Here is a 23,846-nt window from a genome sequence, read left to right on the forward strand (position 1 = left end):
GCCTGCATGGACCACGGCGCCAGCAGCGCCGATCCGGCCAAGCCGCCCAGCAGGGCGCGGCGGCGCAGGGCGCTATCGCGCGGCGCGGTGGCGTGGGGGGGGAGGGCGACCGGCGCGGAGCCTGGAAAGAACGGCAGGGAATGCATGGCAAGCTCAAAGCAGTGAGGGAAAAGGGGGCGTGAAAAGGCAGCGGCACCGGGCGGCGCGGGCGCGCCAGCCCCATGCGCACTGCACACAGCCGCCAGTCTGCCACCGCTTGCCGGCCCGGCCGGCACCGCCCGCGCGACTGGCGATTTCCGCCTACGCGGCGTGTGGAATGCACAACCCGACAATGGCTGCCATGCCGAAAAAACTTCGTTTCTGGAAGGCCATCGCCATCACGTTCGCCGTGACCTGCGTGCTGGGTTTGCTGGCGCTCAACTTCACGGCCGGCGAAAAGAAGATAGAGCACCAGATCCCCCGGCTCTACACCACGGCCAGCCCGCAGTTCGAGCGCGCCATGGGGGTTTTGCTCGGGCCCAGCGTGGCCGCGGGCAACGAGGTCGTCGAGCTGCTCAACGGCGACCAGATCTTTCCGCCCATGCTCGCGGCCATCCGCGGCGCGCGCCACAGCATCACGTTCGAAACCTACATCTACTGGTCGGGCGACATCGGCAGGCAGTTCGCCGACGCGCTGAGCGAGCGCGCCCGCGCCGGCGTGCGCGTGCATGTGCTGCTGGACTGGGTGGGCAGCGCGAAGATCGAAAAAAGCTTTCTCACCGAGATGGAAGACGCGGGCGTCGAGATCGAAAAATTCCACAAGCCGTCGTGGTACGACCTGGCGCGGCTGAACAACCGCACGCACCGCAAGCTGCTGGTGGTGGACGGCGCCATCGGCTTCACTGGCGGCGTCGGCATTGCGCCGGAGTGGACGGGCCACGCGCAAGACCCCGACCACTGGCGCGACACGCACTTTCAGGTCAAGGGGCCGGTGGTGGCGCAGATGCAGGCGACCTTCCTCGACAACTGGCTCAAGGCCACGGGGCGCGTGATGCACGGCCTCGCGTACTTTCCGGCGCTCGCGCCGCAGGGCGGGCAGCGCGCGCAGATGTTCTCGAGCTCGCCGGCCAGCGGCAGCGAGAGCATGCAGCTGATGTACCACCTGTCCATCACGGCGGCCGAGCGCAGCATCGACCTCTCGGCCGCCTACTTTGTGCCCGACGACCTGACGCGCAAGCTGCTGGCCGATGCGCTCCAGCGCGGCGTGCGCCTGCGCATCATCACGCCCGGCGAGCACACCGACACCGAGACCGTGAAGGCCGCCTCGCGCGCCACCTGGGGGCCGCTGCTGCAGGCCGGCGCGAAGATCTACACGTACCAGCCGACCATGTACCACTGCAAGGTGATGATCGTCGACCAGCGCATGGTGTCGGTGGGCTCGACCAACTTCGACAACCGCTCGTTTCGCCTCAACGACGAGGCCAACCTGAACGTCTACGACCCGGCCTTTGCGGTGCGGCAGACCGCTGTGTTCGAGGACGACCTCAAGCGCTCGCGTGCCGTCACCTACGAGGACTGGCTGAACCGCCCCTGGAAAGAAAAGCTGGCCGAGCGGCTGGCCTCGGTGCTGCATTCGCAGCTGTAGGGCGGCCGCGCTCGGGACGACCGGGGCCAGCGCCGCGCGGGCAATGCCGGGCCCGGTGTACAACCCGGCGTGTCTCCTCCACTGTTGCAGGTGTCTATGTCCCCGCTTGAACTCAAGATTCCTCCGCCCCTGGTCGCCGCCGCGGCGGTCGGCGCCATGGTGGCTGCCTCGGTCTGGCTGCCGCCGGTGCTGGCGCTGCCGCCCAGTGTGCGCGTGGGCGCCGCGCTGGCACTGGCCGGCGTGGGCGCATGCTTTGACCTGGCCGGCCTGCTGGCCTTCCGCAAGGCCCGAACCACCGTCAACCCGCTGACACCGGACAAAGCCACTGCGGTGGTGACCACCGGCGTCTACCGCATCACGCGCAACCCGATGTACCTGGGGCTGGCGCTGATGCTGCTGGGCCTCGCGCTGTATCTGGCCTCGCCCTGGGCGCTGCTCGGGCCGCTGGCGTTTGGCGCCTTCATCACGCGCTTTCAGATCCGGCCCGAAGAACGGGCGCTGGCGGCGCGCTTTGGCGCGGCCTACACCGCGTACTGCGCGCAGGTGCGGCGCTGGCTTTGAACGGGCGCGGCGCGCCCATGGCCGGGCGCCCGCGCAGGCGTCAGTGCCGGACGAATTCGTAGGTCACCGCTTCGCTCTCGACCATGTCCAGAATGTCGTTGAGCAGCGTGTCGTCGTCCGTGCTGGACCAGGTCTCTTCGGGGTTGCTGGCGAACAGCGGCTCCATCGCCATGTCCAGAAAAGTGCCATTGGGCAGGCTCAGCACCGGCATGCCCTCCGAGGTTTCGACCAGCTCCCAGTCGTCGGGAACGGACATTTCAAGTTCAAGGGTGACGCGGAGTTTTCTCATGGCGGGGTCCTGGGTGGGTGGCTGGAAGGCGCGAACGGTGGCGTGGGCCGGTGCGGGGGGCCGGAGTGGCTGCGGGCTCGCCGCCCCCACAGTGTGCACCGGCCGCGCGCGTGCTCAGAGCATGGCCAGCGGCGCCTTGCGCGCCGGGGGCGGAAACAGGCGGTCCAGCTCGGCCAGGTCGTCTGCCGACAGGGCAAGGTCGGCGGCGGCCAGATTCTCGCGCTGGTGGGCCTCGTGCACGGCTTTCGGAATGGCGACGACGCCGGGCTGCGCCAGCAGCCAGGCCAGCGCGACCTGCGCCGGCGTGGCGCCCAGGCGCCCGGCCAGGGCCTGCAGGGCGCCGCTTTGCGCCAGTGCGCCCTGGTCGATGGGGCTGTAGGCCATCAGCGGCACGCCGTGTGCGCGCTGCCAGGGCAGCAGGGTGAAGGCCGCGCCGCGCTCGCTCAGCGAGTAATAGACCTGGTTGGCCGCGCAGTGCGGGCCGTCGGGCAGCGCCAACAGCTCCTGCAGGTCGCCGGTGTCGAAGTTGCTCACGCCCCAGCGGCCAATGCGCCCCTGCGCCACCAGCGTCTGCAGGGCCGCGCAGGTTTCCGCCAGCGGCACCTGCCCGCGCCAGTGCAGCAGGTACAGGTCGACGTGGTCGAGCCCCAGCCGGCGCAGGCTGCGCTCGCAGGCGGCCAGCGTGCCGGCGCGGCTGGCGTTGTGCGGGTAGACCTTGCTGACGACGTACATCTGGTCGCGCGCCACCTCCGACGCGCGCAGCGCCTGCGCCAGGGCCTCGCCCACCACCTCTTCGGCCCCGCCTTCGCCGTACATCTCGGCCGTGTCGATCAGCCGGTAGCCCATGCCGATGGCCGCGCGCACCGCCGCCACTTCCGAGCGCCGGCGCGCCGGCGATTCGCCCATGCCCCAGGTGCCTAGGCCCAGGCGCGGCATGGTGGGGGTGATCGGAAAAGAAGGTGTCGGCATGGTGGTGAAGAGAGCGGCGAAAACAGCGGAAGGTTCGGCGTTGCGCCGCCTCAGCCCGGCACCTGGGCCTCGACCAGCTGCGTCAGCAGATGCAGCGACTCCTGCCAGCCCAGGTAGCACGCCTCGGTCGGGATCATGGCGGGGATGCCCTGCTGCAGCACCGTGACTTCGGTGCCCACCAGCACGGCGCGGAGCGTGAGCGTGGTGCGCATCTCGCCGGGCAGGTTCGGGTCGTCGAAGCGGTCGGTGTGCACGATGCGCTCGCCCGGCACCAGTTCCACGTACTCGCCACCGAATGCCTGGGTCTGGCCGCTGCTGAAATTGGTGAACTGCATGCGGTAGCTGCCACCCACGCGCGCATCCAGGTGCAGCACCCGCCCCGTGAAGCCGTGCGGCGGCAGCCACTTGGCCATGGCGTCGGGGTCGAGAAACGCGCGGTAGATGCGCTCGGGCGGCGCGCGCAGCACGCGGTGCAGGGTGACGGTGCCGGTGGTGGCGGTCATGGACTGTCTCCTTTCAGTGGGAAGGCGAAAAACCGTTCGCCTTTGTACGACGAATCGGCCGTGGCGTGTTCGCCCACCGCGGTCGAAAACACAAATCCGCCGCCGCTTCCCTCACGCGGCGATCGGCCGGACGCGGTAGCTCTCGGTGCCCTCGGCCCAGGCCAGCAGACGGTCGATGTTGGGGTGCTTGCCCGGAAAGGCCTTCGCGTCCGCCACCTGCTCGGCATACCACTCCAGCCCCAGGCGCGCGGCCGCGGGCGTGATCGTGCCGGCGTACAAGGTAGCCAGCGCGGCATAGACCACCATCGAACCGGTCTTGCCCGGTTGGTTCTCAATGGTGGCAAGCACCTGGCCGTCGGCGCCGAGCAGTTGCAGGGCCGCGAGGTGGCGGGCGGAGGGAAGCTGTGTCAGCCGGTCGGCAAAGTTCATGGAGAGAAATAAGAGTCAAATGGGCCGCAAACGCTTTCTGGGAAAGCGCTGGCAGCTATCAAATGTGATTAGCGGAGCGGCTGCGCCGGCACCCGTCGGAAGTCTCCGCGCCACGCTCTCTTTAGAAGCCGAGCGCTGGCGCGGCGCTGCGCTTCTTCAGCGCTTTCCGCCCAGCAGCCCACCGCCCATTTTCAGCAGGTCGCTCAGCCCCACGTGGCCGTCGCCGTCCTGGTCGAGCAGGCTGCCCAGCAGACCGCCGCCCAGGCCGCCCTGTTGCTGCGCGCGCGCACGCTCCTGGCCCAGGGTCTCGCTCAGGCTGCCGGCGTCCATGCCGCCCGTGGTCATGCGCTTGGCGAGGAACGCCATCACGACCGGCGCCAGAAGCTGCAGCAATTTTCCGGCGCCCGCGCCCAGCCCGGTGGCCTGGCCCAGGCCTTCCTCGGCACGCTGCCGGTTGCCGCCAAAAATATGGCCCAGGATGCCCGCGCCATCCGTCTGGGGACTTTCCGGCGCGGCGCCGCCACCGCCCAGCAGGGAGCCCAGCAGCCCGCCCAGGTCAGGACTGTTCGCGTGGTCGCGCTGCAAGGCGCCAAACAGATCCATCGCACCCTGGGGCTGGGCCGCATTGCGCCCCAGCGTGCCCAACAGCAGCGGCAGGGCTGTGCCCACCGCGTTCTGCGTCTGCTCGGGGCTGGTGCCCAGTTGCTGCGCCATCTGCTGCAGCGGAGCGCCCTGAAGGTGGGCCATCAGTTCGTCGACAAGGGAGGCGGGGGAGTTCATGGCGGGCTTCCTTTCGGGAAAAACAGGGGCCAGCGGGCCCGCTGCCATGGTACGCCGCAATGGATGGCACCGGGGTGCCCGACCGTGGGCACGCCGGCCGCTGGCGCCTGCGCGGCAGGTGAATGCAGGGGGCGCGGGTATTCTTTTCGTGCGGCCGTGGGGCGGTGCAAACCGCTCCGCCCCCAGGCCGCTTTCCCCACCCCATCCTGGAGCGCTTTGAAATGATCACCAAGAAAACCATCGCCGCGGCCGCCATGGCCCTGCTGGCCAGCCTGTCCTTTAGCCAGGCCGCGCAGGCCGGCCCCCGGCTCGACAAGATCATGGAGACCAAGGTCATCCGCGTGGGCACGCCGGGCGACTACCGGCCGTTCGCCATCAAGACGGATGGCGGCTTCTCGGGCCACGACATCGACGTGATCGAGGCCATGGCCAAGGAACTGGGCGTGAAGATCGAGTACGTGCAAACCTCGTGGCCCAACCTCATGAAGGACATCCAGGCCGACAGGTTCGACGTGGCCGTGGGCGGCATCACCCGCAACGTCGCGCGCATCCGCCAGATCGAGATGCTCCCGGGCTACGCGCCCTTCGGCAAGGTGGCGCTGGTGCGCTCCGCCGACAAGGCACAGTTCGCCACGCCGCAAGACCTCAACAAGGCCACCGTGCGCGTCATCAAGAACCCCGGCGGCACCAACGAGGCCTATGTGCTGGAAAACCTCAAGGCCGCGCAGGTCAGCACGCACGACAAGAACGCCGAGATTCCTGCGCTGATCGCCGAAGGCAAGGGCGATGTGATGATCACCGAGACCTACGAGGCGCTGGTCTACAGCAAGGCCGACCCGCGCCTGCACGCCGCGTTCATGGACGCACCGCTCACGCCCAAAAGCTACCTCGGCTTCATGCTGCCCAAGGACGACACCGACTACACCCGCGTGATGGGTTTCGCCTGGGGCCAGGTGGACAGCCGCGGCGCGCTCAAGCAGGCGGCCGACAAGTGGTTGAAGTGAGGTGGGCAGGCGCGGCAGGGCGAGGCTGCTGGTGCCGGCCTGCAACGTTTCATGCGCCGATGGATTTGAATGAAATTGGCCTCTAGCGCATGGCAGGCAAGCGCTGGCAGCTATCAAAAAAGAAGTGCTCCCGCTCCGGCGACGGGAGCACCAATGTCTGAGCGCCCAGAGCGGCAGGTTCAGGCTTGCCACACGCCGAACCCGGCCGAGCGCAGGTCGATGCCGATCTCGATCTCCCGCTCCACGGCGTCGTCGTAGCCCATAGGGTTGAACCCTTCGTACAAATCGGGCAGCAGGCGCAGGCCGTATTGGGTCACGAATCGGTTGGCCTGAATGCCCGCCTTGTGCTTGTCAAAGCGCACGTCGGGGTCGAGGCCGGTCATGCCCACGTACACGCAGGGTTTGCCGTCGATGTAGCCCGGATTGTTTTTGCGAAAGCGCGGCTCGTTCAGCACGTGTTTGGAGAGTTCGACCACGTAGACGTGGTGGTGTTTGCGGCGAGGCATTGAGCGCTTTGAAAGAAAAAGAAGCACTGGCGCAGGCGGAATAATCGTAGGCAGCTATAAGAAGCGTAGCAAACGCCGGGGCAAAGCCTAGAGCGAATAGCCCGGCTCTGTCAAAGACGCGAGATCTTCGGTGTGGGACGGTGGCGCAGGATGGGTTGTACGTCCGATGCTCGCTGGCTGGCTCGACACCACGGCACCGACACTTATGCGCTTCTGTCAATGCTATGCCAATGTGCGCCTGCGCGAGTCCGTGGCGATGTTGGCCAAGATGGACTTCTTGGCGATGAGAATGGGCATGTATGGATTTTCGGATGAAGACCTTTCCGAGTAGCGCTCCTATGACTAAGTATCAATTTTTATAATATTGGGAAATTGTTTTTTGACAGATAGCTCTTTGTTTTAATAACTTTGGAGAATGGCGTGGGGTTAAATAACCGGGAAACTGCATCGCTGGTCTGGATTTTTGCTTTTTTCGCCGTTTTGCTATGGAAAAGCTGGGGAAATTCTTTAGGCGAATCCATTAATAATCTTTTTTCTGCATTCTTTAATGCAAAGATCCAAGTTGTGTTGCTTTGGGGGATTTTTTGGATTGTGCTGTGTGTACAAAGCTTGCGACTCTTAGGCTTCTGGGATTTTTCTAACCTCAAAACCACCCTGCTATGGGGGGTGTCGTATGCGTTTTTGGCGTTAATGGGGGCTTCAAAGATCGCTGATGAGCGTTCGTACTTGAAAAAATCAATCCGTGAGATTTTTACCATCGCAGTATTGGTTATTTTTGTCGTCGATGCTTACAATTTCTCTATTGTTGCAGAATTAATTCTCGTTCCTTTTTTTGTGCTGGTCTCTATGGTTCATGTGTACAGTGCCAAAAAAACTGAGCAGGCCCAAGTACACAAGTTGACGAGCTTCATTCTAGTGGTTGGAGGATTGGTTTATCTCGGAAATGGGATCCATCAGGCGGCATTGGATTTCCCCGGGTTCGCGACAGCGCATAATCTGCGGGAATTGTCAGTGCCATTGTTTTTGTCGGTTTTGTTTTTGCCGTATTTGTATGTGGTTAGCATCATTATGACTTATGAAACCGTGGGGAGTGCGACACGTATCTTGATTGGAGATGATTCGCTTCACAAGTACGCGATGAGACAGGCTCTCCTGCATTTCCGCCTCGACCTGAATGGACTTCAAAGATGGCGACGCAGCGTTGGTCTTTTTCGTCCAAAGAACAAAGAACAAGTTCAAGAGATAATTTCAGAAATCAAATCTTCTAAAAGAAGGGAGCGCCAGCCGGAATATGTTGCCTCCGAGTTAGGCTGGAGTCCATCTGACGCCACTAGATTCCTCGCGAATAAGGGGTTGGAAACAGACGACTATCACAGAACATATGAGGATCAATGGTGGGCTAGTTCTCGCGTACTCCAAGTTGAAAACGAATCCATTTTTCATGGGGATGTCGTTTACTATGTGAGCGGAGATAAAAAGGCCGTCAAGCGATTGAAGCTGACTTTGAATGTCACAGATGGTTCTGGAGGCGTTGATTCAGATGCGCAATTCGGCGTTATCTGCGAAGCGCTTCTCAAGCGTGCCATTGGTGAAGTGCCTGTAGGTTTGCTACGGCAAGGCATGGATGGTGAAAAAATCGACCAAGTAATTGGTGGTCGTCGCGTACGATTGAGCAGAGATGACCATGCACACACCAAAATGGACGGGTATATTCGAACATTGTTCGTCGAACACAGCCCAAGTTGCAGGAGCCCGTACGAAACTTAGGGCAGGCTGTGTTGCTTCATGGATTTTCCCTCTGCTGCAGGCGCCACGAGCATCGAACCCACAGCACCCGAGTAACGCCCAGCCGTTGCATCGCCATTCAGGGCGCGTTCCTGCTCCCCGACACCTCATGACGCAAGGAAAAGGTGCGTACCGCGCTCCCTTGCTCCTCCCTTGCCCAACCCTTAGCGGATTGAATGCGACGGACACGCACCGGCTGAGATGTTCACCCAGACCGTTGCATCGACTGGTTGAATCCGCCGTCGTAAGCAAACACCGAACCCATAAGAAAAGGCCAGCAAACTTCAAAGTTCACTGGCCTTCTTTTCTAATTCAAAGGGAAATTACTTTCCCCAAGAATCCTTCAACCCCACCGCCAAGTTAAACACCGGCTTGCCCACCTGATGGTCAATACGATCCGCCACAAAGTACCCATGCCGCTCAAACTGAAACTTGTCGTCCGGCTGCGCATTGGCCAGTGACGGCTCCACGATCGCCATCACCACCTTCAGGCTGTTCGGGTTCAGGCTCTCGATGAAGTCCTTGCCGCCTGCGTCGGGCTGGGCGTCGAGGAACAGGCGGTCGTACATGCGCACTTCGGCCGGTACGCCGTCGGCCACGCCGACCCAGGTGATGGCGGCTTTCACCTTCACGCTGTCGGCGCCGGGGGTGCCGCTCTTGGTGTCGGGCACCACGGTGGCCAGCACTTCGGTGATCTTGCCGTTGGCGTCCTTGGTGCAGCCGGTGCACTCGATGACGTAGGCGCCCTTCAGGCGCACCCTGTTGCCAGGGAACAGGCGCTTGTAGCCCTTGGGCGGCACTTCTTCGAAGTCTTCGCGCTCGATCCACACTTCCTTGCCAATGGTGAAGTGGCGCACGGGCGCTTCGACGCCCTCGGGTGGGTGGGGCAGGGCGGGCAGGCTGCAGGGCTCCAGGTGGCCGGCGCCCATGACCTCGTCCCAGTTGGTCAGCACGAGCTTGACGGGGTTGAGCACGGCCATGCCGCGGTGGGCCTTGAGTTCGAGGTCTTCGCGCAGGCAGCCTTCGAGCGTGGCGTAGTCGATCCAGCTGTCGCTCTTGGTCACGCCGATGCGTTCGGCAAATGTCTGCAGCGCGGCGGCGGTGTAGCCGCGGCGGCGCAGGCCGACTATTGTTGGCATGCGCGGGTCGTCCCAGCCTGACACTTTGTGGTCGTACACTAGCTGGGCGAGCTTGCGCTTGCTGGTGATCACATAGGTCAGGTTGAGGCGCGAGAACTCATACTGGCGCGGGGGCGGGCTGGCCAGCAGGCCGCCTTCGGTCAGGCGCTCGAGCACCCAGTCGTAGAACGGGCGCTGGTCTTCGAATTCGAGTGTGCAGAAGCTGTGGGTGATCTGCTCGAGCGCATCCTCGATCGGGTGCGCATAGGTGTACATCGGGTAGATGCACCAGGTGTCGCCCGTGTGGTGGTGCGTGGCGCGGCGGATGCGGTAGATGGCCGGGTCGCGCATGTTGATGTTGGGGCTGGCCATGTCGATCTTGGCGCGCAGCACCATCGATCCGTCCTCGTGCTTGCCGTCGCGCATCTCGCGGAACAGCGCCAAGTTCTCCTCCGGGCTGCGGCTGCGGAAGGGGCTGTCCACGCCGGGCTTGCTGAAGTCGCCGCGGTTGGTGCGCATCTGCTCGGCGGTCTGCTCGTCCACATAGGCGTGGCCGGCCTCGATCAGGTACTCGGCCGCGCGGTACATGAAGCCGAAGTAGTCGCTCGCCTGGTAGGGCTTGTCGTTGCCAGGCTGGCTCCAGTCAAAGCCCAGCCATTGCACCGAGTCGATGATGCTGTTGACGTATTCGGTGTCTTCCTTTTCGGGGTTGGTGTCGTCAAAGCGCAGGTGGCACACGCCGCCGTAGTCGCGCGCCAGCCCGAAATTGATGCAGATGCTCTTGGCGTGGCCAATGTGCAGGTAGCCGTTGGGCTCGGGCGGAAAGCGCGTGCGGACCTTGGCCGGGTCGGGATCGCTGGCGGCGTGGTGCGCGGCGTCGCCGGGGCTGCCGGCCCAGCGGCGCGTGGCATAGGTGCCCTTGGCCAGGTCGGCTTCGATGACCTGGCGCAGGAAGTTGCTGGGCTTGGCGGCGTCGGCAGCCGCTGCAGCGGCGGCCGGGGTGTTGGCAGGGGTGGGGTGGCTCATGGGCGCATTTTAGGCGGCACACCTTGGTGCCGTTACGCACTGCAACAGGCTTCGCGCGGTACCTGAACTTCCCGAAACAAGAACTTTACACTTCTATGCCATCCTTTCGGCCATCTGGTGCGTTATGTACCAACGGGGGCCGTGCGGCTTGGTTGCCAGCCTCTCTTCAACCAGGAGATTGAAATGACAAAAATCCGTTCGTTGTATGGCGTGGCTGCCGGCGTGGCGCTGGTGGCTCTGCTGGGCACCGGCACGGCCCAGGCACGCGATGTGAACTGGTCCATTGGCGTGAGTTCGCCCGGCATTGCGGTGGGCGTGGGCAATGCCTACCCCGTGTATTCGGCGCCTGCGCCGGTGTACTACGCGCCGCCGCGCCCGGTGTATTACGCGCCGCCACAACCGGTGTACTACGCGCCCCCGCGCCCGGTCTATTACGCCCCTGCGGTGGTAGTGGGTCCGCCCGCCTATGGCTATTACCGTGAAGGCTGGCGTGGCCACCGCCACGGCCATCGCCACTGAAGCTGCCTGCACCTCTCCGTGCCGCCCGTGAGGGCGGCACGCCCAGCGGCCCTTTGGGGCCGCTTCTGCGTTGCGGCGCCGCATAATCGGGCGCTCAGGCCCGCCGAGGATGTGTGTGCGGTGGCCACAACGCCCGGAGCGCTCCCTTGAAAACTGTCTTTGTCCTGAATGGCCCGAACCTGAACCTGCTGGGCACGCGCGAGCCAGCCGTGTACGGAGCGCACACGCTGGCCGATGTCGAGCAAATGTGTATCGAAACGTGCGCTCGCCACGGCTTTACGCTGCAGTTTCGCCAGACCAACCATGAAGGCGTGCTGGTGGACTGGATCCACGAGGCCGGTCGCCTGCATGCCACGGGCGAACTCGCGGGCGTGGTGCTCAACGCCGCTGCCTACACCCACACCAGCGTGGCGCTGCTCGACGCCATCAAGGGAACGGGCATCACGCTGATCGAACTGCACATCAGCAACGTGCATGCCCGCGAACCGTTCAGACACCACTCTTACATTGCCGCTGCCGCGCGCGCCGTGGTCTGCGGCTTTGGGGTGCAGGGTTATGGGCTGGCCATCGATGGCCTGGCGCGGCTTTGAGCGCGGCCCTGTCTGCCGAGCCAGCCGACCTGCCGGCGCAGGTGCGGCCACTGGCCGCGCTGGCCGAGCGGCGCACCACACCCTGCGGCGCCGGTGATCTGGTCTGGCATGTCTGGGGCGCGGCGCGCCCCGGCGTGGCGCCGCTGGTGCTGCTGCACGGCGGCAGCGGCAGCTGGACGCACTGGGTGCGCAACATCGAGCCCCTGGCCGCTGCGGGCCGCCAGCTGTGGGTGCCCGATCTGCCGGGCTTTGGCGCCTCGACCCTGCCGCCGTCGGGCACCGACGCCGATGCGCTCGTCGAGCCGCTGCGCGCGGGGCTGCAGGCCCTCATGGGCGAACAGCCGGTGGATCTGGTGGGTTTTTCGTTTGGCGGCCTGACGGCCGGCCTGCTCTTGGCGGCGCACCCGGCCCTGGCGCAGCGCCTGGTGCTGGTGGGGGCCCCCGCGATGGGCGTGGTGCCGCGGCGCCAGTTCGAGCTCCAAGCCTGGCGCCACCTGGTCGACCCGCAGCAGCAGCTGGAGGTGCACCGCCACAACCTGGCCGCGCTGATGCTGCACGATCCGCAGCAGATCGAGGGTCTGGCCCTGGACCTGCACGTGGCCAACATGCAGCACGACCGCATGCCGAGCCGGCGCCTCTCGGGCACCGACATCCTGGCGCGCTCGCTGCCGCGCGTGGCGTGCCCGGTGCATGCCATCTATGGCCGGCACGACGCGCTGTACCGCCAATACATCGACCAGCTCGAAGGCGCCTATGCGGCTGCGGCGCCCGACTTCCGCGGCATGGCGCTGGTCGACGGTGCCGGGCATTGGGTGCAGTTCGAGCGCCCGCAGGCGTTCCACGCTGCGCTGCTGGCCGCGCTGGCCTGAGCGCGTGGCACCGTGGCGGGTGACCCGATGACGGCGCCGCTGTTGCAGGTCGATGAGCGCGAGGTGGAGATCACCGCGATGCGCGCGCAAGGCGCGGGCGGGCAGAACGTCAACAAGGTGTCCAGCGCGGTGCACCTGCGCTTTGACATCGGCGCCTCGTCGCTGGCGCTGGACGTGAAGGCGCGGCTGCTGGCGCTGCGCGACAGCCGTATCACGCAGGACGGCGTGCTCGTCATCAAGGCGCAGCAGTACCGCAGCCAGGAGCAGAACCGCGCCGACGCGCTGGAGCGCCTGAACGCCCTGGTGAACAGCGTGGCCCGGCCGCCGCTGGCCCGCCGCGCCACCAAGCCCACGTACGGCTCGAAGCAGCGCCGGCTCGAAGGCAAGTCGCAGCGCAGCGAGACCAAGGCGCTGCGCGGCAAAGTGCGCGACTGACACGGACGCGGGCATTGGTCCGGAAATCGGAACAAACTGTCTGCCGGCCAGGGCTTGGTATTGCGGCCGCTCGCTCCTACATTTGACCTATTGAGGATGCCCACCATGTCTGCCACTGCACCACACCCCGACCACACCCCGATTCCCGCCCTTTATGTGTCGCACGGCGCGCCGCTGTTTGCCATCGACGCAGGCGAAACCGGCCCCGCGCTGACCCGCTGGGGCCAGGGCCTGCGCGCGCGCTTCCCCGACTTGCGCGGCGTGGTCATCATGTCGCCGCACTGGATAGCGCGCACGCCGCAGGTGATGACGGGCGCGCAGCCGGCCACCTGGCACGACTTTGGCGGCTTTCCGCCTGCGCTGTACCAGCTGCAGTACCCGGCACCGGGCTCGCCCGCGCTGGCCGCCGAGGTGCTGCGGCTGCTGCAGGCCGCGGGCATTCCTGCCGAGGGCGACGCCAAGCGCCCGTTCGACCATGGCGCCTGGGTGCCTTTGATGCACCTGTTCCCGCAGGCCGATGTGCCGGTGGTGCAGGTGGCGCTGCCTGCGGACGCGGGGCCGGCCGAGGTCTATGCCATGGGCGCGGCCCTGCGCAGCTTGCGCACGCAGGGCGTGCTGGTGCTGGGTTCGGGCAGCATGACGCACAACCTGGGTGAATTCTTTGGCGGCGCGCATACGCCCGCGCCCTATGTGCTGGAGTTCAGCCGCTGGATCGAAGCGGCCGTGGCGCGCGGCGACCTCCAGGCCTTGCTCAACTACCGCACGCAGGCGCCGCATGCCGTGCGCGCCCACCCGACCGAAGACCATTTCCTGCCGTTCTTCTTCGCCCTGGGCGCCGCGGGCGATGACTGGCAAGCCGACTACCTGAGCCGCGAAGTGATGTACGGCATCCTGGCCATGGATGCCTTTGCGCTGCAGCCCGCGGCCTGATCCGCGGATTGCCGGCTTTTTATCAACCCAAACCGCCTCTGGTGCTCACCCATGCTTGATCTGCCGCTCACCTTTTTAAGTCGTCCCGCTTCCGCCGGCACGACCCAGCCCTGGCTGCTGGTGCTGATGCACGGCGTGGGCAGCAACGAACAGGACCTGTTTGGCCTCGCAGCGCATATCCCCGGGCGTTTTCATGTGCTGAGCCTGCGCGCGCCCTACCGCATGGCGCCGGGTGCGTTTGCCTGGTTCGATTTTTCCGTGGCCCCCGGGGGGGGGCGCAGCATCAACGAAACGCAGGAGGCCGCCAGCCGCGCCCTGCTGGCACAGGTGCTGGCGTCGGCGCAAAAGCAGCTGGGCATTCCGCCCGAGCGCGTGGTGGTCGGCGGCTTCAGCCAGGGCGGCATCATGGCGCTGTCGCTGCTGCTCACACGGCCCGAGCTGCTGCACGCCGCGCTGGTGTGGCACAGCCGTTTGTTGCCCCAGGCGGTGGCGCTCGGAGCGCCGGCCGACGCGCTGCGCGGCAAGCAGCTGTGGCTGAGCCATGGCACGCACGACAACGTGATCCCGCTGGCGAATGCCCATGCGGTGCGGCAGCACCTGGAGGCGCTGCCCGTGGCGGTGACCTACCGCGAGTTCCCTGGCGCGCACGAGATTCGCCCGGCTGAATTGGCCGCTACGGTGGCCTGGCTGGAATCTCTGGCGTCCACGCCCACGGCGTCCTGAGCGGTTTTTTACGGGACCGGCAGGGGCAGCGCGGTCTTGTAGCGCACCTGCTTGAGCGCAAAGCTCGAGCGGATCTTTTCAATGCCCGGGATCGAGGTGAGCTGCTCCAGGATGAAGCGCTCCAGCGCCGAGATGTCCGCCACGGCCACGCGGATCAGGTAATCCGAGTCGCCGGTCATCAGGTAGCACTCCATCACCTCGTCGTGCTCGGCGATGCGGCGTTCAAAATCGGCCAGCGCTTCCTTGCTTTGTGTCTTGAGGCTGATGCTGATGAACACATTGAGCCCCAGCCCCAGGGCCGCCGCGTTGGCCAGCGCCACATAGCGGCTGATCACGCCCGCCGCCTCCAGTGCCTTGACGCGGGCAAGGCACGGCGAGGGCGACAGGTGCACGCGCCGCGCCAACTCCACGTTGGAGAGCGAGCCGTCGGCCTGCAGCTCGGCAAGGATGCGAAAATCCACGTTGTCTAGTTTCATATGCCGCATTGTGGATCTTTTGTGGCATTAAATGCCGCAAATTCGGGATTTCCAGGCCGCAGAAAAGCATCTCATTTCAGCAGGCCGTGATTACAGTGGGCGCATGAATGCCCTGACGTCTCTTTCCATTGCCGCGCCGGACCTGGACGCTGCCGACACCGACCCCGAAGAAACTGCCGAGTGGCGCGACGCCTTTCTGGCACTGCTGGCAACCGAAGGCCCAGAGCGCGCGCGCCACATGCTGCAAGAGCTGGTGCTGCTGGCGCGCACCCAGCGCATTGGCTGGCAGCCCGACCTGAACACGCCTTATGTGAACAGCGTGGCGGTGCACGAGCAGCCGGTGTTCCCGGGCGACCTGGCGATCGAGGAGCGGGTCGCGTCCATCGTGCGCTGGAACGCGCTGGCCATGGTGGTGCGCGCCAACCAGGCCTACGGCGAACTCGGCGGCCACATCGCCAGCTATGCCAGCGCGGCCGACCTCTTCGAGTCCGGCTTCAACCACTTCTTCCGCGCCCGCGAGGGCCTGGGCGCGGGCCAGCACCGCGGCGACCTGGTGTTCTTCCAGCCGCACAGCGCGCCGGGCGTGTATGCGCGCGCCTACCTGGAGGGGCGCCTGTCCGAAGCGGACTTGATGCATTACCGGCAGGAAATCACCGCGCCCGCCGCGGGTGCGCAGGGCCTGTCGAGCTACCCGCACCCGTGGCTCATGCCCGACTTCTGGCAGTTCCCCACGGGCTCGATGGGCATCGGTCCGATCAGCTCGATCTACCACGCGCGCTTCATGCACTACCTCACGCACCGCGGGCTGCTCGACTGCGCGGGACGCAATGACACAGCAGGACGCACCGCGATGCGGCGCGTGTGGGGCGTGTTTGGCGACGGCGAAATGGACGAGCCCGAGAGCATGAGCGCGCTGACGCTGGCCGCGCGCGAGAAGCTCGACAACCTGGTCTGGGTGGTCAACTGCAACCTGCAGCGCCTCGACGGCCCGGTGCGCGGCAACGGCCGCATCATCGACGAGCTCGAGCGACTGTTCTCGGGCGCCGGCTGGAACGTGATCAAGCTGGTCTGGGGCAGCGACTGGGACGGCCTGTTCGCGCGCGACCTCACGGGCGCGCTGGCGCGGGCCCTGGCCGGCACCGTGGACGGGCAGATGCAGACCTTTGCCGCCAAGGACGGGCGCTTCAACCGCGACAATTTCTTTGGCCAGAACCCCGAACTGGCGCACCTGGTGCAGGGCATGACCGACGAGCAGATCGACCGCCTCAAGCGCGGCGGGCACGACCTCGTGAAGATCCACGCTGCCTACGCGGCCGCCGCGCGCCACACCGGCCAGCCCACGGTGATCCTGGCGCACACCAAGAAGGGCTACGGCATGGGCACGGCGGGGCAGGGCAAGATGACCACGCACAGCCAGAAGAAGCTCGACGAAACCGATCTGATCGAGTTCCGCAACCGCTTCAACCTGCCGCTCTCCGATGCGCAGGCCACGGGCCTGGCGTTCTACAGGCCGGCGGAGGACAGCCCCGAGATGCAGTACCTGCACCGGCAGCGCCAGCAGCTCGGCGGTTACCTGCCGCGCCGCGAGGCCATCTGCGACGCGCTGCCCGTGCCGGCGCTGGAGAGCTACGCGCGCTTTGCGCTGCAGCCGCAGGCCAAGGAAATGAGCACCACGATGGCCTTTGTGCGCATGCTCGGCGCCCTGCTCAAAGACGCGCAGCTGGGCCCGCGCATCGTGCCCATCGTGGCCGACGAAGCGCGCACCTTCGGCATGGCGAACCTGTTCAAGCAGGTCGGCATCTACAGCAGCGTGGGCCAGCGCTATGCGCCCGAAGACATCGGCTCGGTGCTGAGCTACCGCGAGGCACTCGACGGGCAGATCCTCGAGGAAGGCATCAGCGAAGCCGGCGCGCTGGCCAGCTGGACGGCCGCCGCCACCAGCTACAGCGTGCACGGCTTGGCGATGCTGCCGTTCTACATCTACTACTCGATGTTCGGCTTCCAGCGCGTCGGCGACGCCATCTGGGCCGCCGCGGACCAGCGCGCACGCGGCTTCCTGCTCGGCGCCACCTCGGGCCGCACCACGCTCGCCGGCGAGGGCCTGCAGCACCAGGACGGCAGCAGCCACTTGGTGGCCGCCACCATCCCCAACTGCAAGGCCTACGACCCGGCCTTCGCGGGCGAGCTCGCGGTGATCCTCGACGCCGGCATGCGCGCCATGGTGCAGGAGCAGCGCGACGTTTTCTACTACATCACGCTGATGAACGAGAACTACGCCCAGCCCGACCTGCCCGCCGGCGCGGCAGAGGGCGTGCTGCGCGGTTGCTATGTATTCAATAGCTATCAGCGCAATGCAGATAATGGTCAGGGGGCGATTTCATCCCAAAACGTGACCCTGCTGGGCTCCGGCGCCATCCTGACCGAGGTGCTGCAGGCCGCCGAGCGGCTGGCCGCCAAGGGCGTGTCGTCCACGGTGCTCAGCGTAACCAGCTGGAGCGAGCTCGCGCGCGACGGCTTGGCCTGCGAGCAGCGTGCGCTGGCCGGCGATGCGGCGCCCGGAACGCCATGGATCGCCCAGCAGCTGGCCGCCACCCAAGGCCCGGTGATTGCCGCCACCGACTACGTGCGCGCCGTGCCCGACAGCGTGCGCGCCTGGGTGCCCGAGGGCCGGCGCTACCTCACACTGGGCACGGACGGCTTCGGCCGCAGCGACACCCGGGCCGCGCTGCGCGGATTTTTCGGGGTGGATGCCGCAAGCATTGCGCGGGCCGCCATGTATACACTTCGTAACTGAGCGGGTGCAGGGACAGCAGGGCATGGCCGCACGCTGCTTTGGGGCGCGATAAATAAAGAAAAACAGAGACAACGCATGATTCAACTCACGGACATACACAAAAGCTACACCGTTCACCAAACACGCATCCCGGCCTTGCAAGGCATTGACCTGTCCATCGTGCGGGGGGAGATTTTCGGGGTCATCGGGCATTCGGGCGCAGGCAAATCGACGCTGATCCGCCTCATCAACCTGCTGGAGCGGCCCACGCAGGGCGGCATCACCGTCGGTGGTGAAAACATTCTGGAGTTCGACGATCGGGCGCTGCGGAACTTCCGCAGGAAGGTCGGCATGATCTTCCAGCACTTCAATCTGCTGAGCTCCAAGACGGTGGCCGCCAACGTGGCGTTTCCGATCCGGATTGCAGGGGAGACGGACGAGAAAAAAATCGATGCGCGCGTGGACGAACTGCTAGCCCTGGTGGGGCTGGGCCGCCACAAGGACAAATACCCCAAGCAACTCTCGGGCGGCGAGAAGCAGCGCGTGGGCATTGCGCGCGCCTTGGCGAACGGCCCGCATATCCTGCTGTGCGACGAAGCCACCAGCGCCTTGGACCCGCAGACGACGCGCTCCATCCTTCAGCTGCTGCGCGAAATCAACGAAAAACTGCACCTCACGATTGTCTTGATCACCCATGAGATGGACGTGATCCGGACCATCTGCGACCGCGTGGCCGTGATCGACGGGGGCAGGATCGTCGAAAGCGGTCCGGTCGCCCAGGTGTTTCTGCACCCGCAGCATCCGACCACGCGCAACTTCGTCATGGAGGCCGAGCACATGGGCGCCGATGAGCCGCTGGGCGGCCCCGCAGGGATCGAGCCCGCCACCGTGCGGCGCCTGACGTTCATGAACGGTGCCATGACCCAGCCGATCTTCACCCGGGTCGCGCGCGAATGCGCGGTCGACTTCCTGATCCTGAACGGCCGCTTCGGACAGATCAAGTCGACGCCTTGCGGGCAGTTGACGGTTTCTGTGCAGGGCACGGCGGACAACACGCGCACTGCGTTGCACCGCCTGGCCGAGGCGGGCGTGGTGGTTGAGGAGAATTTCTGATGAACGATCTTTTGCAACACTTCATGCTCGTCGGCATCGACTGGCGCGACATTGGCTGGGCCTCGGTTGACACGCTGTTGATGCTCGGCGGCGCACTGTCGCTGACGCTGCTCCTGGGCCTGCCGCTCGGCGTCGTGCTGTTTTTGACGGCGCCCAAGCAGGTGCTCGAGGCGCAAAAGACCTACGCCGTCGTATCGTTCGGCGTCAACATCCTGCGCTCCCTGCCCTTCGTCATTCTGTTGATTGCGATGATTCCGGTGACGGTTTTTCTCACCGGCACCTCACTCGGCGTGGCGGGGGCGATTCCGCCCCTGGTGGTGGGCGGAACCCCGTTCTTTGCGCGCCTCGTGGAAACCTCGCTGCGCGAGGTGGACCGCGGCATCATCGAAGCATCCCAGGCGATGGGCGCGAGCGTGCGGCAAATCGTGCTGGGCGCTTTGCTGCCCGAGGCCTTGCCGGGCATCATCGCCGCCGCGACCGTGACCGCCATTGCCTTGGTGTCGTACACCGCGCTGTCCGGCGTGGTTGGCGGGGGTGGGTTGGGCGACTTGGCGATCCGCTATGGCTACCAGCGGTTTCAGCTGAACGTGATGTTCGCCACCATCATTTTGTTGTTGATTCTGGTGCAGATCCTGCAGTCCGTGGGTCAGCGCCTGGTGATCCATTTCAGTCGGTAGCCGTGCTTTTTAAACCATTATTTCAACAGGAGACAACATGAAAAAACTGTGCATTGCCCTCGCTTTGGGTGCTTCCTTGCTGGCCCACGCCGCCGACAAGATCGTGGTCGGCGCGAGCCCCACGCCCCATGCGGAAATCCTCGAGCACCTCAAGCCGATGCTGGCGCAGCAGGGTGTGGACCTGGACATCAAGGTCTACACCGACTACGTGCAGCCCAACGTGCAGCTGGCCGAGAAAAGAATCGACGCGAACTTTTTCCAGCACAAGCCTTATATGGATGAGTTCAACCGCAGCCGCGGCGCCTCGATCCAGGCGGTGGCCGATGTGCTGATCGCCCCCTTTGGCGCCTACTCCAAGAAGATCACGAAAGTCAGTGAGCTCAAGGACGGTGCCACCGTGGCCATCCCGAACGATGCGGTGAATGGTGGCCGCGCCCTGCAGCTGCTGGACCAAGCCAACCTCATCAAGCTCAAGGACCCCAAGAACAATATGTCGACCGAAAAGGACATCGCTCAAAACACCAAGAACATCAAGATCAAGCAACTGGAGGCGCCCATGCTGCCGCGCGTACTTGGCGAAGTGGATCTGTCCGTCATCAACACGACTTTCGCCCTGGAAGCCAAGCTCAACCCGATGAAGGATGCGCTGATCCTGGAAGGTGGCCAGTCGAACTATGTGAACTTGCTGGCCGCGCGTGCCGACAACAAGGACAGCCCGGCCATGAAGAAACTGGCCGATGCCCTGCGCTCGCCCCAGTCCAAGCAATTCATTTTGGAGCGCTTCAAGGGCAGCCTGGTGCCAGCGTTCTGAGCCCAGCTGCGTGATGTTGGCAAAACAAACACTATGAAAACAAACAAGAAATACCGCATGGAAACCCTGGCGGTCCACGCCGGGCACGGCGTGGATGCAGCCACCGGAGCGGTGACCGAGCCCATCCAGCTGTCCACCACGTTCGAGCGGGATGCCGATGGCGGTTATTCGCGGGGCTACCTATATTCGCGTAACCACAACCCGAATCGCAATGGTTTGGAGGCTGCGTTGGCGGCGCTGGAAGGGGGCGCTGGCGCTGCGGCGTTCGGCTCCGGCCTGGCGGCGGTGACTGCGATCTTCCAGGGACTCTCCCCGGGCGACCATGTCATTGCGCCCGCCGATATCTACCACGGCACGGCGAACGTGCTGAAGCAGCTTTTCGCCAAGTGGGGTGTCTCTGCGTCGTTTGTCGACATGACCCAGCTGGATGCAGTCCAGGCCGGGATGACGCCGAGCACACGCCTGGTGTGGATTGAAACACCCTCCAATCCGCTGCTGCAGTGCGTCGACATCGCCGCCTTGGTCGATATCGCCCACCAGCATGGCGCGCGCGCCATTGCGGACAACACCTTTGCCAGCCCCATGCTGCAGCAGCCGCTGGCGCTGGGCTGCGACATGGTGATGCATGCGACCACGAAGTACCTGGGGGGGCGCAGCGACGTGTTGGGCGGCATGGTGGTGAGCCGCCACGACGATGAACATTTCGCCCAGTTGCGCACGGCGCAGCTTTTTGGCGGCGGGGTTCCTTCGCCGTTCGATTGCTGGCTAGTGATGCGCAGCCTGCCGACGCTGCCGGCCCGCATGCAGGCCCACTGCGCGAACGCACAGAAGGTCGCCGAATTCCTGCAGGCGCACGCGAAGGTCAGCGTGGTGCATTACCCGGGCCTGGAAGACAACCCCTTCCATGCGCTGGCCAAGAAGCAGATGTCCGGTTTTGGCGGCATGCTGTCTTTCGAGGTCCATGGCGGCAAAGAGTCGGCCATGGCGCTGGCGGCGAATGTCGAGATATTCACGCGCGCCACCAGCCTGGGCGGTGTGGAAAGCCTGATTGAGCACCGTGCATCGATCGAAGGCCCGGAAAGCAAGACACCGCAAGGTCTGCTCCGGGTCTCCGTGGGCCTCGAGCATGCAGACGACTTGATCGACGACCTGGCCGGCGCGCTCGATCGCTGCGGATGAACCGTGCCTGGTGGCCAGTGGCGATGATCGTCCTGGCGCAATGGCTGGGCACCTCGTTGTGGTTCAGCCCGAACAGTGCTGCCGACGATTTGATGGTCGCTTGGCACATTGGCGCGGCCGAGTTCGCCTGGCTCATTGCGGCCACCCAGGCCGGCTTCATCGCAGGCACTTTGTGGCTGGCGTATGCGGGCTGGGCCGATCGCTATTCCACCAGCCGCTTGTTCGCCGTGTCGTGTGTCGCCGGTGCTGCGATCAATGGCATTTTTTCGGCCGGCGGGGCCAGCTTCGAGGCCGGGCTCCTGCTGCGGTTCGCGGTCGGCGTTTGTCTTGCCGGCATCTATCCGCTGGGCATGAAGATGATTGTCGGCTGGGTGGGGGCGAAGTCCGGGGCTGCGCTGGGCGTGCTGGTCGGCATGCTGACATTGGGCACCGCGTTGCCGCATGGCATTCGGGCCTATGGCGCGGCTTGGCCGTGGCAAACGGTGGTGGGTGCGTCGTCCATGCTGGCATTGGCGGGGGGGGGGCTGGTGTACTGGTTGGGCGATGGGCCGCACCTGCTGCGTGGGGATGTGCGCCAGGGTGCTTCGGTACGCAGAGCCTTGTCGGTGTTCCGCATCCCGGACTTCCGTGCGGCTGCGCTGGGCTATTTCGGGCACATGTGGGAGCTGTATGCCTTCTGGGCCGTGCTGCCCTGGCTGGCTGCGCAATGGGTCCACGACGCGCACCGCCTCGATGGCGGGGCGCCGCTGTCGGTGGCGCTGATCAGCTTCATGGGTATCGCCGCCGGATTCTTTGGCTGTGTCATCGGCGGTCGCCTAAGCCTGCGTGTCAACAGTGCCCTGGTGGCGGCCGCCGCGCTGGCATCGTCGGGGCTGTTGTGCCTGCTGTATCCCTTGCTGCCTGCGGACTGGCTCGGGCCGCGCCTTGCGGTACTGCTGGCGTGGGGCTTCTTCGTGGTAGCGGACTCACCCCAGTTTTCTGCCATTTCGGCCCGCAGTTGCCCGCCCCAATCGGTGGGCAGTGCACTGGCCATTCAAAACGGGATCGGCTTTCTGATCACTATCGTGAGCATCATGGTGCTGCTGCACTTTATTGGCGCTCTGGGCAGCGCGGCCGTGTGGATCTTGCTGCCCGGCCCGGCGTTCGGCCTGATAGGCATGTGGCCTTTATTCAGACAAAAGAGGAAGACAAACGCATGATGACCACCTCCATTGCCGCCTTGGCGCTCAGCTTGCAAGACTACATGGTGGCGCAGCGCCGCCACCTGCACCAAAGCCCCGAGCTGTCGTTTGAAGAGCGCATGACATCTGACCATGTGCGTGCCGAACTCGAACGCCTGGGCATCGCCTACGAAGTCGCAGGCGACTACGGCCTGGTGGCCACCGTCGAGGGCCAGCATGCCGAGCGCATGGTGGCGCTGCGTGCCGACATGGACGCGCTGCCCATCCAGGAGCAGAACCCGCACCTCGATTACTGCTCGCGCCACGCAGGAGTGATGCACGCCTGCGGACACGACGGGCATGTGGCGATGCTGCTGGGCGCCGCACAGATGCTGGTGCAGATGCGCGAGCGTATTCCCGGAACGGTGAAGCTGTGTTTTCAACAGGCCGAAGAGCGTGGGGGCGGCACCGCCGACATCCTGAAGCTGCTGGCGCCGCACCCGGTGCGCGGCGCGTTCGCCATCCACCTGTGGTCTGAGATCGAGACCGGAAAGTTTTCCGTGCAAGCGGGCCCGCGCATGGCAGCGGGAGATAATTTCGACATCCTGATCGAGGGCCTGGGCTGCCATGGCGCGACGCCGCAGCGCGGCATCGATCCCATCGTCGTTGCCGCAGAGATCGTGACCGGCGCATCGCACCTGATCTCGCGCGAGATCGATCCGACGCACGCCGCAGCCTTGACCTTTGGCAAGCTGCACAGCGGTCACGCGGGCAACGTGATTCCCCAAAGCGCAGCCTTGGCTGGCACGCTGCGCACCACCGACAAGGGCGACCAGGTGCATCTGCAGGCCGCCCTGCGGCGTGTGGTCGAGCACACCGCGCAGGCGCACCGCGCGCGCGCCACGCTCGACATCCGGCGCGGCGGCACCATGCTGGTCAACGACGCGCGCGAAAGCGCGCGCGCGCACGCGGTCGTCCAGGCCTTGTACGGCGCGCA

General features: G+C 65.3%; 25 protein-coding genes. 17 read left to right on the plus strand and 8 right to left on the minus strand.

The annotated features are described in order from the left end of the window. The first annotated feature begins 340 nt into the window (after window positions 1-340). Together B2J89_RS16640 and B2J89_RS16645 are read left to right on the plus strand one after the other, a co-directional pair. Window positions 341-1,624: a phosphatidylserine/phosphatidylglycerophosphate/cardiolipin synthase family protein gene (locus B2J89_RS16640; protein WP_169170142.1), complete on the plus strand. Its 1,284-nt coding sequence runs from the start codon at window positions 341-343 to the stop codon at window positions 1,622-1,624. 96 nt (window positions 1,625-1,720) lie between these two features. Beyond that, the gene (locus B2J89_RS16645) at window positions 1,721-2,185 is read left to right on the plus strand and encodes an isoprenylcysteine carboxylmethyltransferase family protein (RefSeq protein ID WP_169170143.1); all 465 of its coding nucleotides are present in this window, start codon (window positions 1,721-1,723) and stop codon (window positions 2,183-2,185) included. Between the two features lie 40 nt (window positions 2,186-2,225). On the opposite strand, the gene B2J89_RS16650 is transcribed toward B2J89_RS16645, so the two are convergent. From B2J89_RS16650 to B2J89_RS16670, 5 genes are all read right to left on the minus strand, one after another. After that, window positions 2,226-2,474 (minus strand): hypothetical protein, encoded by a 249-nt coding sequence (locus B2J89_RS16650; RefSeq protein WP_169170144.1) that lies wholly within the window; start codon window positions 2,472-2,474, stop codon window positions 2,226-2,228. A gap of 114 nt (window positions 2,475-2,588) precedes the next feature. Then, a complete protein-coding gene (locus B2J89_RS16655; protein ID WP_206041776.1) occupies window positions 2,589-3,443 on the minus strand; it encodes an aldo/keto reductase in 855 nt (284 codons plus the stop codon). Window positions 3,444-3,493: 50 nt separating this feature from the next. Then, on the minus strand, window positions 3,494-3,946 hold the full coding sequence (locus B2J89_RS16660) for an SRPBCC family protein (protein WP_169170145.1): 453 nt from the start codon (window positions 3,944-3,946) through the stop codon (window positions 3,494-3,496). 111 nt (window positions 3,947-4,057) lie between these two features. Continuing rightward, window positions 4,058-4,375: a DUF2322 family protein gene (locus B2J89_RS16665; RefSeq protein WP_169170146.1), complete on the minus strand. Its 318-nt coding sequence runs from the start codon at window positions 4,373-4,375 to the stop codon at window positions 4,058-4,060. A gap of 156 nt (window positions 4,376-4,531) precedes the next feature. Next, window positions 4,532-5,155, minus strand: a complete 624-nt coding sequence (locus B2J89_RS16670) for a DUF937 domain-containing protein (protein WP_169170147.1) — start codon at window positions 5,153-5,155, stop codon at window positions 4,532-4,534. 221 nt (window positions 5,156-5,376) lie between these two features. Between B2J89_RS16670 and B2J89_RS16675 the strand changes: the two genes are divergently transcribed. Beyond that, complete coding sequence (locus B2J89_RS16675; protein WP_169170148.1) at window positions 5,377-6,159, plus strand: transporter substrate-binding domain-containing protein; 783 nt, start codon at window positions 5,377-5,379, stop codon at window positions 6,157-6,159. 179 nt (window positions 6,160-6,338) lie between these two features. On the opposite strand, the gene B2J89_RS16680 is transcribed toward B2J89_RS16675, so the two are convergent. Next, complete coding sequence (locus B2J89_RS16680; protein ID WP_169170149.1) at window positions 6,339-6,665, minus strand: hypothetical protein; 327 nt, start codon at window positions 6,663-6,665, stop codon at window positions 6,339-6,341. Between the two features lie 420 nt (window positions 6,666-7,085). Here B2J89_RS16680 and B2J89_RS16685 point away from each other — a divergent pair, with 420 nt between their 5' ends. After that, window positions 7,086-8,432 (plus strand): hypothetical protein, encoded by a 1,347-nt coding sequence (locus B2J89_RS16685; RefSeq protein ID WP_169170150.1) that lies wholly within the window; start codon window positions 7,086-7,088, stop codon window positions 8,430-8,432. Between the two features lie 341 nt (window positions 8,433-8,773). Here the strand turns inward: B2J89_RS16685 and B2J89_RS16690 are convergent, their stop codons facing one another. Then, window positions 8,774-10,594 (minus strand): glutamine--tRNA ligase/YqeY domain fusion protein, encoded by a 1,821-nt coding sequence (locus B2J89_RS16690; protein ID WP_169170151.1) that lies wholly within the window; start codon window positions 10,592-10,594, stop codon window positions 8,774-8,776. Between the two features lie 183 nt (window positions 10,595-10,777). On the opposite strand from B2J89_RS16690, the gene B2J89_RS16695 reads away from it, so the two are divergent. The 6 genes from B2J89_RS16695 (at window position 10,778) to B2J89_RS16720 (ending at window position 14,660) form a co-directional block, all read left to right on the plus strand. After that, window positions 10,778-11,113 carry a hypothetical protein gene (locus B2J89_RS16695; protein ID WP_169170152.1) on the plus strand — a complete coding sequence of 112 codons (336 nt, stop codon included), beginning with the start codon at window positions 10,778-10,780 and terminating at the stop codon, window positions 11,111-11,113. 146 nt (window positions 11,114-11,259) lie between these two features. After that, window positions 11,260-11,703, plus strand: coding sequence for a type II 3-dehydroquinate dehydratase (gene aroQ, locus B2J89_RS16700; protein ID WP_169170153.1), 444 nt, complete (start codon window positions 11,260-11,262; stop codon window positions 11,701-11,703). Further along, window positions 11,700-12,572: an alpha/beta fold hydrolase gene (locus B2J89_RS16705; RefSeq protein ID WP_169170154.1), complete on the plus strand. Its 873-nt coding sequence runs from the start codon at window positions 11,700-11,702 to the stop codon at window positions 12,570-12,572. The genes aroQ and B2J89_RS16705 overlap by 4 nt, the downstream gene beginning before the upstream one ends. 27 nt (window positions 12,573-12,599) lie before the next feature. Next, the gene (arfB, locus tag B2J89_RS16710; protein WP_169170166.1) at window positions 12,600-13,007 is read left to right on the plus strand and encodes an alternative ribosome rescue aminoacyl-tRNA hydrolase ArfB; all 408 of its coding nucleotides are present in this window, start codon (window positions 12,600-12,602) and stop codon (window positions 13,005-13,007) included. Window positions 13,008-13,112: 105 nt separating this feature from the next. Then, the gene (locus B2J89_RS16715; protein WP_169170155.1) at window positions 13,113-13,937 is read left to right on the plus strand and encodes a class III extradiol ring-cleavage dioxygenase; all 825 of its coding nucleotides are present in this window, start codon (window positions 13,113-13,115) and stop codon (window positions 13,935-13,937) included. A gap of 51 nt (window positions 13,938-13,988) precedes the next feature. Then, window positions 13,989-14,660, plus strand: coding sequence for an alpha/beta hydrolase (locus tag B2J89_RS16720; protein WP_169170156.1), 672 nt, complete (start codon window positions 13,989-13,991; stop codon window positions 14,658-14,660). 8 nt (window positions 14,661-14,668) lie between these two features. Here the strand turns inward: B2J89_RS16720 and B2J89_RS16725 are convergent, their stop codons facing one another. Beyond that, a complete protein-coding gene (locus B2J89_RS16725; protein WP_169170157.1) occupies window positions 14,669-15,136 on the minus strand; it encodes an Lrp/AsnC family transcriptional regulator in 468 nt (155 codons plus the stop codon). A 103-nt stretch (window positions 15,137-15,239) separates the two neighbouring features. On the opposite strand from B2J89_RS16725, the gene mdeB reads away from it, so the two are divergent. From mdeB to B2J89_RS16760, 7 genes are all read left to right on the plus strand, one after another. Beyond that, window positions 15,240-17,930: an alpha-ketoglutarate dehydrogenase gene (mdeB, locus tag B2J89_RS16730; protein ID WP_169170158.1), complete on the plus strand. Its 2,691-nt coding sequence runs from the start codon at window positions 15,240-15,242 to the stop codon at window positions 17,928-17,930. 135 nt (window positions 17,931-18,065) lie between these two features. Then, the gene (locus B2J89_RS16735) at window positions 18,066-19,022 is read left to right on the plus strand and encodes a methionine ABC transporter ATP-binding protein (protein WP_240965058.1); all 957 of its coding nucleotides are present in this window, start codon (window positions 18,066-18,068) and stop codon (window positions 19,020-19,022) included. A 23-nt stretch (window positions 19,023-19,045) separates the two neighbouring features. After that, a complete protein-coding gene (locus B2J89_RS16740) occupies window positions 19,046-19,699 on the plus strand; it encodes a methionine ABC transporter permease (RefSeq protein ID WP_205763867.1) in 654 nt (217 codons plus the stop codon). A gap of 37 nt (window positions 19,700-19,736) precedes the next feature. After that, window positions 19,737-20,510, plus strand: coding sequence for a MetQ/NlpA family ABC transporter substrate-binding protein (locus B2J89_RS16745; protein WP_169170161.1), 774 nt, complete (start codon window positions 19,737-19,739; stop codon window positions 20,508-20,510). Between the two features lie 57 nt (window positions 20,511-20,567). Beyond that, a complete protein-coding gene (locus tag B2J89_RS16750) occupies window positions 20,568-21,689 on the plus strand; it encodes a PLP-dependent aspartate aminotransferase family protein (protein WP_240965059.1) in 1,122 nt (373 codons plus the stop codon). A gap of 23 nt (window positions 21,690-21,712) precedes the next feature. Beyond that, on the plus strand, window positions 21,713-22,888 hold the full coding sequence (locus B2J89_RS16755; protein ID WP_240965061.1) for an MFS transporter: 1,176 nt from the start codon (window positions 21,713-21,715) through the stop codon (window positions 22,886-22,888). Then, the coding region (locus tag B2J89_RS16760) for a M20 family metallopeptidase (RefSeq protein WP_169170164.1) at window positions 22,885-23,846 on the plus strand (962 nt) is incomplete at its 3' end. The genes B2J89_RS16755 and B2J89_RS16760, both read left to right, overlap by 4 nt.

The organism is Acidovorax sp. SRB_24, assembly GCF_012931925.1.

Coding starts and splice junctions, on each gene's coding strand:
- B2J89_RS16640 (WP_169170142.1), top strand. CDS start 341: ATGCCGAAAAAACTTCGTTTCTGGAAGGCCATCGCCATCACGTTCGCC.
- B2J89_RS16645 (WP_169170143.1), top strand. CDS start 1,721: ATGTCCCCGCTTGAACTCAAGATTCCTCCGCCCCTGGTCGCCGCCGCG.
- B2J89_RS16650 (WP_169170144.1), bottom strand. CDS start 2,474: ATGAGAAAACTCCGCGTCACCCTTGAACTTGAAATGTCCGTTCCCGAC.
- B2J89_RS16655 (WP_206041776.1), bottom strand. CDS start 3,443: ATGCCGACACCTTCTTTTCCGATCACCCCCACCATGCCGCGCCTGGGC.
- B2J89_RS16660 (WP_169170145.1), bottom strand. CDS start 3,946: ATGACCGCCACCACCGGCACCGTCACCCTGCACCGCGTGCTGCGCGCG.
- B2J89_RS16665 (WP_169170146.1), bottom strand. CDS start 4,375: ATGAACTTTGCCGACCGGCTGACACAGCTTCCCTCCGCCCGCCACCTC.
- B2J89_RS16670 (WP_169170147.1), bottom strand. CDS start 5,155: ATGAACTCCCCCGCCTCCCTTGTCGACGAACTGATGGCCCACCTTCAG.
- B2J89_RS16675 (WP_169170148.1), top strand. CDS start 5,377: ATGATCACCAAGAAAACCATCGCCGCGGCCGCCATGGCCCTGCTGGCC.
- B2J89_RS16680 (WP_169170149.1), bottom strand. CDS start 6,665: ATGCCTCGCCGCAAACACCACCACGTCTACGTGGTCGAACTCTCCAAA.
- B2J89_RS16690 (WP_169170151.1), bottom strand. CDS start 10,594: ATGAGCCACCCCACCCCTGCCAACACCCCGGCCGCCGCTGCAGCGGCT.
- B2J89_RS16695 (WP_169170152.1), top strand. CDS start 10,778: ATGACAAAAATCCGTTCGTTGTATGGCGTGGCTGCCGGCGTGGCGCTG.
- arfB (WP_169170166.1), top strand. CDS start 12,600: ATGACGGCGCCGCTGTTGCAGGTCGATGAGCGCGAGGTGGAGATCACC.
- B2J89_RS16715 (WP_169170155.1), top strand. CDS start 13,113: ATGTCTGCCACTGCACCACACCCCGACCACACCCCGATTCCCGCCCTT.
- B2J89_RS16720 (WP_169170156.1), top strand. CDS start 13,989: ATGCTTGATCTGCCGCTCACCTTTTTAAGTCGTCCCGCTTCCGCCGGC.
- B2J89_RS16725 (WP_169170157.1), bottom strand. CDS start 15,136: ATGAAACTAGACAACGTGGATTTTCGCATCCTTGCCGAGCTGCAGGCC.
- mdeB (WP_169170158.1), top strand. CDS start 15,240: ATGAATGCCCTGACGTCTCTTTCCATTGCCGCGCCGGACCTGGACGCT.
- B2J89_RS16740 (WP_205763867.1), top strand. CDS start 19,046: ATGCTCGTCGGCATCGACTGGCGCGACATTGGCTGGGCCTCGGTTGAC.
- B2J89_RS16745 (WP_169170161.1), top strand. CDS start 19,737: ATGAAAAAACTGTGCATTGCCCTCGCTTTGGGTGCTTCCTTGCTGGCC.
- B2J89_RS16750 (WP_240965059.1), top strand. CDS start 20,568: ATGGAAACCCTGGCGGTCCACGCCGGGCACGGCGTGGATGCAGCCACC.
- B2J89_RS16755 (WP_240965061.1), top strand. CDS start 21,713: ATGATCGTCCTGGCGCAATGGCTGGGCACCTCGTTGTGGTTCAGCCCG.